This is a genomic window from Hydrogenophaga intermedia, assembly GCF_000723405.1.
Lineage (GTDB): Bacteria > Pseudomonadota > Gammaproteobacteria > Burkholderiales > Burkholderiaceae_C > Hydrogenophaga > Hydrogenophaga intermedia.
This window is the reverse complement of sequence record NZ_CCAE010000001.1, coordinates 96474-109157: the sequence shown is the minus strand read 5'-3', so window position 1 is coordinate 109157 and position 12684 is coordinate 96474. Positions and strand designations below refer to the sequence as shown.

Below are 12684 nucleotides of genomic sequence, written 5' to 3'. Positions count from 1 at the left end.
ATGTGGTGCGGCGCGCCCCGAGAGGAACCCGGGGGTGCCGTGGATTCAGGCCTGGGCCGCCGCCAGCGCCGTCATGTTGAGCACACGGCGCACGGTGGCCGCGGGCGTGAGGATGTGCACCCGGCCTTTGACGCCCATGAGCACGGGGCCCACGGTGACGCCGCCGCTGGTGGTGGTCTTCATCACGTTGTAGAGGATGTTGGCCGCGTCCAGGTTGGGGCAGATGAGCAGGTTGGCCGAGCCCTTGAGCGTGCCGTCGGCCAGGTAGGCGGCGCGGATCTCGGGCTGCAGCGCGGCGTCGCCGTGCAGCTCGCCGTCGCATTCGATGCCGGGGTGCGCCGCCACGAACAGGTCGCGGGCGCGCGCCATCTTGCGCGCCGAAGGGCGCTTGCTGGAGCCGTAGCTGGAGTGCGAGAGGAAGGCCACGCGCGGCGGGTGGCCGAAGCGTTGCACCGCCTGGGCGGCCATGCCGGCGATCTCGGCGAGCTCTTCGGCGCTGGGGTCCTCGTTGACGTAGGTGTCGGCGATGAAGACCGGGCCGCGCTCGGTCATGAGGGCGTTGACCGAGGCGTAGAGGCTGGCGCCTTCGCGGCGGCCCAGGATGCTGTCGATGCGCTCGAGGTGCGTCATGTAGCCGCCCACCAGGCCGCAGATGAGCGCGTCGGCGTCGCCGAGCGAGATCATGAGCGAGCCGATGATGGTGTTGGAGCGGCGCACGGCGGCCTTGGCCACCTCGGGTGTGGCGCCCTGGCGGCCCATGAGCTGGTGGTAGTGCTCCCAATACTGGCGAAAGCGCGGATCGTCTTCGGGGTTGACGTTCTCCACGTCGGTGCCCAGGCGCATGCGCAGGCCGGCCTTGGCGATGCGCGCCTCGATGACGGCCGGGCGGCCGATGAGGATGGGGAGGGCCAGGCCGTCGTCGATGGCCATTTGCGCGGCGCGCAGCGCGCGCTCGTCTTCTCCATCGGCATAGGCCACGCGCTGCTTCTTCGCTTGCGCCTTGGCGGCGCTGAACACCGGCTGCATGAGGATGCCCGTCTGGTAGACGAAGCGGCCGAGCTGTTGGCGGTAGGCGTCCATGTCGGCGATGGGCCGCGTGGCCACGCCGGAGTCGGCCGCGGCCTGCGCGACGGCGGGCGCGATGCGCAGGATCAGGCGCGAGTCGAAGGGCTTGGGGATGAGGTAGTCGGGGCCGAAGCTGAGGTCTTGCCCGGCGTAGGCGTTGGCCACCTCTTCACTGGTCTCGCTCTTCACCAGGTCGGCGATCTGGCGCACGCAGGCCAGCTTCATCTCCTCGGTGATGCGCGTGGCGCCGCAATCGAGCGCACCGCGGAAGATGTAGGGGAAGCACAGGACGTTGTTGACCTGGTTCGGGTAGTCGCTGCGGCCGGTGGCGATGATGCAGTCGGGCCGCACGGCCTTGGCGAGTTCGGGGCGGATCTCGGGCTCGGGGTTGGCCAGGGCCAAGATGATGGGCTTGGCGGCCATGGTCTTGACCATCTCGGCCGTCATCACGCCGGGGGCCGAGCAGCCCAGGAACACGTCGGCGCCGTTCACCGCGTCGGCCAGCGTGCGCTTGTCGGTGGCCTGCGCGTAGCGCTGCTTGGATTCGTCCATGCCGCCGGGGCGGCCTTGGTAGAGCACGCCCTTGGAGTCGCAGACGTAGATGCGATCGCGCGAGACGCCCAGGCCGACCATCACGTCGAGGCAGGCAATGGCGGCGGCCCCGGCGCCAGAGACGGCCACGGTGACTTCGCCGATGGCCTTGCCCACGAGCTCCAGGCCATTGAGCAGGGCAGCCGCGCTGATGATGGCGGTGCCGTGCTGGTCGTCGTGGAACACCGGAATGTTCAGGCGCTCGCGCAGCTTCTTCTCGATGTAGAAGCACTCGGGCGCCTTGATGTCCTCGAGGTTGATGCCGCCCAGCGTGGGCTCCAGCGCGGCGATGATGTCCACCAGCTTGTCCGGGTCCTTCTCGGCGAGTTCGATGTCGAACACGTCGATGCCGGCGAACTTCTTGAACAGGCAGCCCTTGCCTTCCATGACGGGCTTGCCCGCGAGCGGGCCGATGTCGCCCAGGCCCAGCACGGCGGTGCCGTTGGTGACCACGCCCACCAGGTTGCCCCGGCTGGTGTAGTCGGCGGCCTTGTTCGGGTCGGCCTGGATCTCCAGGCAGGGGTAGGCCACGCCGGGGGAGTAGGCCAGGGACAGGTCGCGCTGGTTGGACAGCGGCTTGGTGGGCGTGACGGCGATCTTGCCCTGGCGGGGCGAGCGGTGGTAATCGAGCGCGGCGTCGCGCAAGGCCTGTTCGGCGGGCGTCATGGCGTATCTCCTCGTTGTCTGCGGTGCCGGGGCCGGCATTGTGGCAGCGCCTGCGGTCGGCCCCACGCCAGGGTATCAGGCGCGCAGCAGGTCGTGCAGGGTGCGCGCGATGACCTTGGTGGCGCGGCGCAGGTCGTCCAGGCGCACGTGCTCGTCGGCCCGCTTGGCGTTGGATTCGCGCACGGTGCGCGGGCCGGCGCCGTAGATGACGCCGGGGATGCCGCGCTCCACGTAGAGGCGCACGTCGGTGTAGAGCGGCGTTCCGACGGCGGGAATGGGTTCGCCGAAGACCGCTTCGCCGTTCGTTTGCAGCGCCTTCACGAGCGCGGCGTTGCCGGCCAGCGGCTGCATGGCGCGCGCGAGCAGCATGCGCTTCACGTCCACGCGCAGCGCCTTGCCGCCGCGCGGCGGTGCGAAGCTGGCCGCCGCCTGGGCGATGGTCTCGCGCAGTGCGGCCTCCACCTGCACCGGGTCTTCCTCGGGGATCATGCGGCGGTCGAGCTTGAGCACCACCTTGCCCGGGATGACGTTGGTGTTGGTGCCGCCGCTGATGAGGCCGACGTTGAGGTAGGGGTGGGTGATGCCTTCGACCCCGGAGCGCACCTGAAGGTAGTCGCGGTTGAGCGCGTACAGGGCATTGAGGATGTGCGTGGCGCCCTGCAGCGCGTCGGTGCCGCTGTCGGGGATGGCGGCGTGCGCCATGTCACCCTGCACGGTCACTTCCAGTTGCAGGCAACCGTTGTGCGCCACCACCACCTGGTAGCTGAAGCCGGCGGCGATCATCAGGTCGGGCTTCGTCAGGCCCTTGGCGAGCAACCAGCCCGGACCCAGTTCGCCGCCGAACTCCTCGTCGTAGGTGAAGTGCAGCTCCACGCCGCCCTTGAGCGGTGCCTTCAGCGATTCGAGCGCGCGCAGCGCGAAGGTGAAGCTGGAGAAGTCGCTCTTGCTGACGGCGGTGGCGCGGCCATACAGCGCGCCGTCGGCGATCTCGCCGCCGTAGGGGTCGTGCGTCCAGCCCTCGCCAGGCGGCACCACGTCGCCGTGGGCGTTGAGCGCGATCACCGGGCCGCCATCGGCGAAGCGGCGGCGCACGATGAGGTTGGTGATGCTTTGCAGGCCGGCGGCCTGCACCTCGGCCTCGGGCACGGCGTGCTGTTCGGCGGCGTAGCCCATGGCGGCCAGCAGTTCGGCGGTGCGCTCGGCGTGCGGCGCGTTGTTGCCGGGCGGCGTATCGGTGGGCACGCGCACGAGCTGCTGCAGGAAGGCGATCTGCTCGTCGAAGTGGGCGTCGATCCAGGCGTCGAGTTGTTGGTGGGGCGTGGTCATGGTCAGAGGGGATCGACGGCCAGTTGATTGAGGAGATGCTCGAAGGCTCGCACGCACAGCTCGATGTCGTCGCTGGTGCTGCTTTCCAGGGGGTTGTGGCTGATGCCGCTGTTCTCGCCGCGCACGAACAGCATGGCCTGCGGCATCACCTCGTGCAGCTTCATGGCGTCGTGCCCGGCGCCGCTGGGCATGCGGTGCACCGGTAGGCCCAGCGCGGCCACGGCTTGCTCCCAACGCGTCTGCCAGGCCGGGTGGCTGGGCGCGGCCGAGGCGGCCATGGTGCGCTCCAGGCGCTGGCCCAGGCCACGGCGTTCGCAGATGGCGCTGAGCTCGGCGAGCACGTCGCGCTCCAGCGCGTCGCGCTGGTCGTCGTTGGGCGCGCGCAGATCGAGCGAGAACTGGCAGCGCCCGGGCACCACGTTGATGGAGCCGCCGGGCACGTTGAGCAGGCCGATGGTGGCGACCGAGTCGCCGTCCTGCGCGGCGCGGCGTTCCATGTAGAGCGCGAGTTCGGCCACGGCGCAGGCGGCGTCGCGACGGCGGTCCATGGGCGTGGTGCCGGCGTGGCTGGCCATGCCGATGACCTCGCCCACGTGGCGCACACCGGCGTTGATGGAGGTGACCACCGCCAGCGGCAGGCCCATCTCGTTGAGCACGGGACCTTGCTCGATGTGCACCTCGACGAAGCCGAGGTAGCGCGCCGGGTCGCGGCGCAGCGCGTCAATGGCGTCCAGCGTGCCGGGCAGGCCGGCGGCGCGCATGGCCTCGCGCATGGCGATGCCGTCGGCGTCGGTCTGCTCCAGCCACGCGGGGTTGAAGTCGCCCGTGAGCGCGCCGGAACCGAGGAAGGTGGCCTTGTAGCGCTGGCCTTCCTCTTCTGAAAAGGCCACCACCTCGATGCCGAAGGGCAGGCGTCGGCCGGCCTGGCGCAGGCGCTGCACGCAGGCCAGGGGCGCGAAGATGCCCAGGCGGCCGTCGTACCGGCCCCCGTTGCGCACGGTGTCGAAGTGGCTGCCGGTGAGCAGGCGCTTCGCGTCGGGCGTGGCGCCGTGGTACACGCCCACCACGTTGCCCACCGCGTCGATCGAGACCTCGTCGAAGCCGCACTCGCGCATGCGCGCCGTCAGTTCCTTCTGGCAGGCCTGGTGCGCGTCGGTGAGATAGGTGACGGTGAGCTGGCCCTGCTCCTTGAAGCCCGGGTCGCTGTGCTGCGCGAGGCTGTCGTGCCAGTCCCACACGTGGTGGCCCAGCACGGGCTCGGCGCCGAACTTGTCGGCCAGGCGGATCTCGGCGATGCGGTGGATGTTGCGCAGGGCCTCCTCGCGCTCGAAGTCCACCGGGTTGTGCAGGCGGCGCTGGAAGGTGGCGATGATCTGCTGGCGCGTGAGCCCGCTGCCGCGCGGGCCGCGCACCGCCAGGATAAAGGGGAAGCCGAAACGTGCGTTGTAGTCGGCGTTGAGCTGCTGCAGCGCGGCGAACTCCTCGGGCGAGCAGTGCGTGAGGCCGGCGCGGCTCTGCTCGCCCGTGCTTTCGGTGGTGAGCGTGTTGGCCACCATGGCCTTGCCCGCGAGTTCGGGGTGGGCACGGATCAGCGCGAGTTGCTCCTCGCGCGTGGCGCCGGCCACCGATTGCACCAGCGCCCACTTGAGCGCGGCCAGGCTGGCGAAGGGGCGCCGGGCCAGCGCGCGCTCCACCACCCAGGGCGAGTGTTCGTACAGGCCGTCGAGCAGGCGCAGGGCCTCGGCGGGCGCGGCGGCGTTGAAGGTGTCGAGCGTGAGGGCCATGGCGTCAGACAGCGAGCGGGTGTTGGGCGCGCCAGTGGCGCGCAATGTCCAGCCGCCGCGCCACCCAGACCTTGTCGTGCGACTGCACATGGTCGAGGAAGCGCTGCAGCGCGGTGATGCGCCCGGGCCGCCCGAGCAGGCGGCAGTGCATGCCGATGCTCATCATCTTGGGCCGGTCCAGGCCGTTCGGGTTGCCCTCGGCGTAGAGCGCGTCGAACGTGTCCTTCATGTACTGGAAGAAGGGATCGGCGTGCGAGTAGCCCTGCGGCAGCGCGAAGCGCATGTCGTTGCAGTCGAGCGTGTACGGCACGATGAGCTGGTGCGTGTCGCTGCCATCGCTCTTCTTCACCTTCATCCAGAAGGGCAGGTCGTCGCCGTAGTAGTCGCTGTCGTACTCGAAGCCGCCGAAGTCGGCGACGAGGCGGCGGGTGTTGGGGCTGTCGCGCCCGGTGTACCAGCCCAGTGGGCGCTGGCCGGTGAGCTCGGTGAGGATGCGCATGGCTTCGGCCATGTGCGCGCGCTCGGTGAGTTCGTCCACGTTCTGGTAATGGATCCACTTGAGGCCGTGGCAGGCGATGTCGTGGCCGAGTTCGACGAAGGCAGCCGTCACCTCGCGGTGGCGCTGCAGCGCGTGGGCCACACCGAAGACGGTGAGCGGCAGGCCGCGGCGCTCGAACTCGCGCAGCAGGCGCCACACGCCCGCGCGCGAGCCGTATTCGTAGATGCCCTCCATGCTGATGTGCCGCGCGGGGTAGGCCGCGGGGTTGAACATCTCGGAGAGGAACTGCTCGGAGGCGTCGTCGCCGTGCAGCACGCTGTTCTCGCCGCCTTCTTCGTAGTTGAGGACGAACTGCACGGCGATGCGCGCGCCGCCGGGCCAGCGGGCGTGTGGCACGTCGCGGCCGTAACCGATCAGGTCGCGCGGGTAGGGGGCGGTGGTGTCGTAGGTCATGACAGGGCCAATGAGAGTTCGTTCGCGGGCAGGGGCCGGTCGAAGGCCAGGCTGGCCTCGACGTGCTGCAGGTGCTCGTCCATCAGGCGCACGGCCAGGGCCTCGTCGCGCGCGGCCAGGGCCTTGACGATGGCGGCGTGCTCGTCGCAGGAATCGGCGGCGGCCTCGCTGCTCTGGTACATGAGGGTGATGAGCGCGCAGCGCGAGATGAGGTCGCGCAGCAGCTCGGCCAGCACGCGGTTGTCCATGAGCTCGGCCATGCGCACGTGGAAGTCGCCCAGCAGTTCGGTGCGGCCGGGCACGTCCTGCTGCTGCACGGCCTGGCGCTCCTGCGCCAGGTGCTCGCGCAGGGCGCGCAGCGTGGCGGGGGTGGCCTGGCGCACGAAGGCGCGGGTCATTTCCACCTCGAGCATGCGGCGCACGGCAAAGACCTGGCGCGCCTCGTCGGCCGAGGGGGTGGAGACGAAGGCGCCGCGCGCGGGCTCCAGGCGGATGAGGCGGTTCTGCGAGAGCTGGAACAGGGCTTGTCTGACCAGGGTGCGCGAGACGCCGAAGTGGTCGGCCAGTTTCTGCTCGGCCAGTTTGGTGCCCGGGCGTAGCCGGTGTTCCACGATGGCGCGCGTGAGCGCATCGACGATCTGGGCCGTGCTGGACGTTTCCATGCGGTGCATGATAGCCAGATTCGTGCCAAACTGTATACACTTTTGGTCGACCGAACTCGCTGACATAGGAGAACACCGCCATGGGCCTGAGCACCCACGTTCTGGACACGATGCACGGCTGCCCGGCCGCTGGCATGGAGGTGGCTCTGTACGCCACGCAGGGTGAGCAGGCGACGCTGATCAAGCGCTTCACGCTGAATGCGGATGGGCGCAACCCGGACGGGGCGCTGTTGGACAACGCGTCGCTGAAGGTGGGGACGTATCGGCTGGTGTTCGAGGTGAAGGGTTACTTCGACGCGCTTGGTGTGGAGTTGCCGGAGCCGCGGTTTCTCGATCGCGTGGCGCTGGACTTCGGGGTGGCGCGGATGGATCAGCACTACCACGTGCCGTTGTTGGTGAGTCCCTGGGCTTATTCGACTTATCGGGGGAGTTGAGCTTCTTTCGTTGGGCGTTTCGCTCGACCACCTCGCGAGGCTCGCGGCCACTGGGTGCCCTGCTCCGCGAATGTCCTCCGGACGGCTGCGCCGTCCTCCCCCTTTATTTCGCTACGCAGGGCACCCAGCGTCCGCGAGCCACAGGCCGGTTGGCGCACCAACAGACCGAGTGCCAACGAGGTCGTCGGCGCTCGGGTGTCCGGCGTAGCGACATAAAGGAGGAGGAACGGAGCGCGCCAGCGCTCCGTTCCGGGGGACAGTCGCGGAGCCGGACACCCGAGCGCCGATGACCGGCCCCCCCCGGAGAAAACCCGCGCAAACAAACAAAAAGGCCCGCCAAAGAAGCGGGCCCGAAAACGTCTCAAACCACGGAGATCACTTGCTGCGCTGTCCTTCGGTCAGCGTGTCCAGCTGGAAGTTGCCGCTCTTGTCCCAGAGCCACACCTCGGTGTACGTGACCCGCCCCATGCGGACGGGAGCCGGGAAGGGCGCGGCCGCGCGAACGGTGCGCTCGATCTCGCGCATCACATCCGGCGCGTGACTCGGCGCGCGCATCCAGCTCACCTGCTTGACCTCGCCGATGTCGTCGACCTCGACCTGCAGCACACCCACCGCGTGCAGCAGCGGCGGCAGCTTGCCTTTGTAAATGCGGTGGCCGTTGCGCTCGTAGAGGTGCCGCGCGCCGTCCTTGCGGTAGTCGGTTGGCGAGGCGGCAACGGTGCCGCGCAGGCGGCCAGCAGGGCCGCAATCGTCAGACCGGTCCAGCGCAGCGCGGATGCCTTGGGGGCGTCGGAGCGGCCTGGGGCGGCGGAGTTGTCTCGGGTGCTCATGCGTTTCTCTCAACGGTGCCGGCCCAGCCATACCGCGGGGCCGATGGAGTGTATGTGCGAAAGCGCACACGGTGCCAATCACTACGGCCGATACTGGGCGGCCCTTGAGTCCTCTTACAGATCCATACAGCTTTGTCGACATGGACACCACACATGGCGGGTGAGCTGCAGACCTTCCTTCGCCGCTTGCGCGACGAGCCCGCCGTGCTGGTGACGGTGCGCGCCTCGCGCGGCTCGGTGCCCCGTGAGGCCGGCACCTGGATGGCGGTGTTCGAGAACGACACCATCGACACCATCGGCGGCGGACGCCTCGAATGGGACGCGATGCGCCGCGCGCGCGAGATGCTGGCGCGACGCGCGGTGGAAGCCTCCGTGCAATCGGTCACGCTGGGGCCCAGCCTGGGTCAGTGCTGCGGAGGTGCTTTGGAACTTTCGTATGAGTTGGTGGAGGCTGCCGACGCCGAAGCCCTGAGCGAGCGCCTGGGCGCGGCGCGCCACGCTGTGGCGCTGTTTGGCGGGGGCCACGTGGGCCGCGCGCTGGTGCGCGCGCTGGCACCGCTGCCCTTCGCCATTACCTGGATCGACAGCCGCGACGAGGTGTTCCCCGATCCCTTGCCCGACGGTGTGGTGGCCGAGCACTCCGAGCCGGTGCAGGGGGCCGTGCCTGAGCTGGCGAGCGGCTCGCTGGTGCTGATCATGAGCTTCTCGCACGCCGAGGACCTGGACATCGTGGCCGCCTGCCTGCGCCGCCAGCGCGAGCGGGGCGACCTCGGCTTCATCGGGCTGATCGGCAGCCGCACCAAGTGGGCCACCTTCCGCCACCGCTTGCTGGAACGCGGCTTCACCGAGGCCGAGCTCGCGGGCGTGACTTGCCCGATCGGCCTGCCCGGCATCAGCGGCAAGGCACCGGCGGTGATCGCGGCGGCGGTGGTGGCGCAGTTGTTGCTGATGACGTCGAACGAACCCGCAAGCTCAGCGTGAGCCGCTACACTGCGGGCCGTCTGTGGTCGCAGCGGAGCCGGTGCAACAACGCACTGCGTATCGCGGCCCTCGGTCGGCTCAGAGCGCCCGCGGTGGTGAGTCGAAAAACGGGACCCCACGTCCCCTGAACGAGGTGCCATGGAAACCTACCTGCTCGACTGGGCCAATCTGCTGTTGCGCTGGCTGCACGTCATCGTTGCCATCGCCTGGATCGGCTCTTCCTTCTACTTCGTCTTCCTCGACAGCAGCCTCACCACGCCCGAGGACGAGTCGCTGCGCCGCGAGGGCGCCACCGGCGAGCTGTGGGCCGTGCACGGCGGCGGCTTCTACCACCCGGTGAAGTACGCGGTGTCGCCACCGCAGCTGCCGGGGCATCTGCACTGGTTCTTCTGGGAGAGCTACTCCACTTGGCTCTCGGGCTTCGCGCTGTTCCTGGTGTCCTATTTGTGGAGCCCCAGCGTCTACCTGATCGACCCGCAGGTCTTCGACTGGTCGCCGCCGGTGGCCATCGCCAGCGCGCTGGCGTTTCTGGTGGTGTTCTGGCTGGCCTACGACGCCATCTGCCGCACGCTGGGGCAGACGAAGAACGGTGACGCCAAAGTGGGCGCTGCGGTGGCGTTGCTCGTGGTGGTCGCGGCGCTGCTGGCGACCTCGCTGTTCGCGGGGCGCGCGGCCTTTCTGCTGGTGGGCGCGATGATCGCCACGGCCATGAGCGCCAACGTGTTCTTCTGGATCATTCCGGGCCAGCGCAAGGTGGTGGCCGCGCTCAAGGCCGGCCAGCCGGTGGACCCGATCCACGGCCAGCGCGGCAAGCAGCGCAGCGTGCACAACACCTACTTCACGTTGCCGGTGCTGTTCGCCATGCTCAGCAACCACTACAGCTTTACCTACGCCAATCCGCACAACGGCTGGGTGCTGATCGCCATGATGGCCGCGGGCGCGGCGATCCGGCAGTTCTTCGTGCTGCGTCACGGTTTCAAGCTGGGCCGCAACCCGCACCCCTGGAAATACGCGGCAGCGGGCGTGGTGGTGCTCATCGGGGTGATCGTGTGGCTCAAGCCCGCGCCGCCGGCGCCGGTGGCGGCGCGGCCGGCGGTGAGCGCGGCCCAGGTGCAGGCCGTGGTGGCGCAGCGCTGCGCCATGTGCCACGGCGAGGCCCTGCAATCCAAGGGCGTGCGGCTGGACAGCCCGGCGGAGCTGAAACGCCACGCGCAGGCCGTGTACCAGCAGGCGGTGGTCAGCAAGACCATGCCCATCAACAACGCCACGGGCATCACCGATGAGGAGCGCGCGCTGATCGGCGAGTGGTTCCGCGCGGGCGCGCCCACCGAGTGAACCGGCCGGCCCCCATGCCCGGCGGCGGGGCTGGGGCATGGAGGGCGGGTTAATCTCGCGGGTGTTCCCACCGCATCAACATCACCCGAGAGAGACCGCACATGAAGACGCGCGCCGCCGTGGCCTGGAAGGCCGGAGCCCCCCTCACCATCGAAACCGTGGATCTGGAAGGGCCGAAGGCCGGCGAGGTGCTGGTCGAGATCAAGGCCACCGGCATCTGCCACACCGACTACTACACGCTCTCGGGCGCCGACCCGGAAGGTCTGTTCCCCGCCATCCTGGGCCATGAGGGCGCGGGCATCGTGGTGGACGTGGGCCCGGGCGTGACATCGCTCAAGAAGGGCGACCACGTCATTCCGCTGTACACGCCCGAGTGCCGCCAGTGCAAGTTCTGCCTGAGCCGCAAGACCAACCTGTGCCAGCTCATCCGCGGCACACAGGGCAAGGGCCTGATGCCCGACGCCACCAGCCGCTTCAGCCTGGACGGCAAGCCCATCCTGCACTACATGGGCACCAGCACCTTCGCCAACCACACGGTGGTGCCCGAGATCGCACTGGCCAAGATCCGCCCCGACGCGCCCTTCGACAAGGTCTGCTACATCGGCTGCGGCGTCACCACCGGCATCGGCGCGGTGCTGTTCACCGCCAAGGTGGAGGCGGGCGCCAACGTGGTCGTCTTCGGCCTGGGCGGCATCGGCCTGAACGTGATCCAGGGCGCGAAGATGGTGGGTGCCGACAAGATCATCGGCATCGACCTCAACCCCGAGCGCGAGGCGATGGCGAGGAAGTTCGGCATGACGCACTTCCTCAACCCCAAGGACCACGAGAACATCGTCGACGCCATCGTGCAGCTCACCGACGGCGGCGCGGATTACAGCTTCGAGTGCATCGGCAACACCAAGGTGATGCGCCAGGCGCTGGAGTGCACGCACAAGGGCTGGGGCCGCAGCATCATCATCGGCGTGGCCGAGGCGGGCGCCGAGATCAGCACCCGGCCGTTTCAGCTCGTCACCGGCCGCAAGTGGGAAGGCTCGGCCTTCGGCGGTGCGCGCGGGCGAACCGACGTGCCGAAGATCGTGGACTGGTACATGGACGGCAAGATCAACATCGACGACCTCATCACGCACAAGCTCAAGCTGGAGGACATCAACGAAGGCTTCGCGCTGATGAAGCGCGGCGAGTCGATCCGCTCGGTGGTGGAGTTCTGATGGCCGTGGAAACGCTGAGCGAGCACCGCTGCTTCGGCGGCGTGCAGGGCTTCTACCGGCATGAATCGGCCACCATCGGCCTGCCCATGCGCTTCGGCGTGTTCCTGCCTCCGCAGGCCGCCAAAGGCCCCGTGCCCGTGCTGTTCTACCTGGCGGGCCTGACCTGCACGGAAGAGACCTTCGCCATCAAGGCCGGCGCGCAGCGCTTGGCGGCCAAGCTGGGCCTGGCCATCGTCACGCCCGACACCAGCCCGCGCGACACCGGCATTCATGGCGCCAGCGCCGCCTGGGACTTCGGCCACGGCGCGGGCTTCTACCTCGACGCGACACAAGCGCCCTGGGCGGACCACTTCCGCATGGAGAGCTGGATCGTCGAGGAGCTGCGCGCGCTGGTGTTCGAGCGCTTCGCCCTGCGCCGCGATCGCGTTGGCGTGTTCGGCCATTCGATGGGCGGCCATGGCGCGCTCACGCTCGCGCTGCGCCACCCGGCGCTGTTCCAGAGCGTTTCGGCCTTCGCGCCGATTGCCGCGCCCACTCAGTGCCCCTGGGGCGAGAAGGCCTTCACCGGCTACCTGGGTGAGGACCGTGCCCGCTGGGCGGAGCACGATGCCACCGAACTCATCAAGGCGGGCAAGCGCTGCCCGCTGATGCTGATCGACCAGGGTCGAGCGGACCAGTTCCTGGCCGAGCAGTTGCACCCCGACAAGCTGGAGGATGCCTGCCGCGCCGCTGGCCAGCCGCTCGCGCTGCGCTGGCACGATGGCTACGACCACGGCTACTACTTCATCCAGAGCGTGATGGCCGATCACCTGCGGCACCACCACCGAACGCTCGAGAAGCTGGGCTGATC

At 69.1% G+C, this 12684-nt stretch carries 11 protein-coding genes; 5 read left to right on the top strand and 6 right to left on the bottom strand.

Going from position 1 to position 12684, the window contains the following annotated elements:
* Window positions 1-45: 45 nt before the first annotated feature.
* The 5 genes from BN948_RS00525 to BN948_RS00505 all read right to left on the bottom strand — a co-directional run bounded on the left by BN948_RS00525 (window position 46) and on the right by BN948_RS00505 (window position 7055).
* Entirely contained in the window at window positions 46-2322 is a 2277-nt protein-coding gene (locus BN948_RS00525; RefSeq protein ID WP_009519990.1) for an NADP-dependent malic enzyme, read from the bottom strand.
* A 75-nt stretch (window positions 2323-2397) separates the two neighbouring features.
* Window positions 2398-3648, bottom strand: coding sequence for a M20 family metallopeptidase (locus BN948_RS00520; protein WP_009519991.1), 1251 nt, complete (start codon window positions 3646-3648; stop codon window positions 2398-2400).
* A gap of 2 nt (window positions 3649-3650) precedes the next feature.
* Entirely contained in the window at window positions 3651-5432 is a 1782-nt protein-coding gene (gene uraD, locus BN948_RS00515; RefSeq protein WP_009519992.1) for a 2-oxo-4-hydroxy-4-carboxy-5-ureidoimidazoline decarboxylase, read from the bottom strand.
* Window positions 5433-5436: 4 nt separating this feature from the next.
* Window positions 5437-6384 (bottom strand): allantoinase PuuE, encoded by a 948-nt coding sequence (gene puuE, locus BN948_RS00510; RefSeq protein WP_009519993.1) that lies wholly within the window; start codon window positions 6382-6384, stop codon window positions 5437-5439.
* On the bottom strand, window positions 6381-7055 hold the full coding sequence (locus tag BN948_RS00505) for a GntR family transcriptional regulator (protein WP_009519994.1): 675 nt from the start codon (window positions 7053-7055) through the stop codon (window positions 6381-6383). Before BN948_RS00505 ends, puuE begins: the two co-directional genes overlap by 4 nt.
* A gap of 71 nt (window positions 7056-7126) precedes the next feature.
* Here BN948_RS00505 and uraH point away from each other — a divergent pair, with 71 nt between their 5' ends.
* On the top strand, window positions 7127-7480 hold the full coding sequence (gene uraH / locus BN948_RS00500) for a hydroxyisourate hydrolase (RefSeq protein WP_009519996.1): 354 nt from the start codon (window positions 7127-7129) through the stop codon (window positions 7478-7480).
* Between the two features lie 375 nt (window positions 7481-7855).
* Here the strand turns inward: uraH and BN948_RS00495 are convergent, their stop codons facing one another.
* Window positions 7856-8323: a hypothetical protein gene (locus BN948_RS00495; protein WP_238327218.1), complete on the bottom strand. Its 468-nt coding sequence runs from the start codon at window positions 8321-8323 to the stop codon at window positions 7856-7858.
* Between the two features lie 140 nt (window positions 8324-8463).
* Between BN948_RS00495 and xdhC the strand changes: the two genes are divergently transcribed.
* The 4 genes from xdhC (at window position 8464) to fghA (ending at window position 12682) form a co-directional block, all read left to right on the top strand.
* The gene (xdhC, locus tag BN948_RS00490) at window positions 8464-9291 is read left to right on the top strand and encodes a xanthine dehydrogenase accessory protein XdhC (protein ID WP_009518770.1); all 828 of its coding nucleotides are present in this window, start codon (window positions 8464-8466) and stop codon (window positions 9289-9291) included.
* A gap of 138 nt (window positions 9292-9429) precedes the next feature.
* Window positions 9430-10626, top strand: a complete 1197-nt coding sequence (locus BN948_RS00485; RefSeq protein WP_035619964.1) for a urate hydroxylase PuuD — start codon at window positions 9430-9432, stop codon at window positions 10624-10626.
* Between the two features lie 101 nt (window positions 10627-10727).
* Entirely contained in the window at window positions 10728-11834 is a 1107-nt protein-coding gene (locus BN948_RS00480; protein ID WP_009518775.1) for an S-(hydroxymethyl)glutathione dehydrogenase/class III alcohol dehydrogenase, read from the top strand.
* Complete coding sequence (gene fghA, locus BN948_RS00475; RefSeq protein ID WP_009518776.1) at window positions 11834-12682, top strand: S-formylglutathione hydrolase; 849 nt, start codon at window positions 11834-11836, stop codon at window positions 12680-12682. The genes BN948_RS00480 and fghA overlap by 1 nt, the downstream gene beginning before the upstream one ends.
* The last annotated feature ends 2 nt before the right edge of the window (window positions 12683-12684 follow it).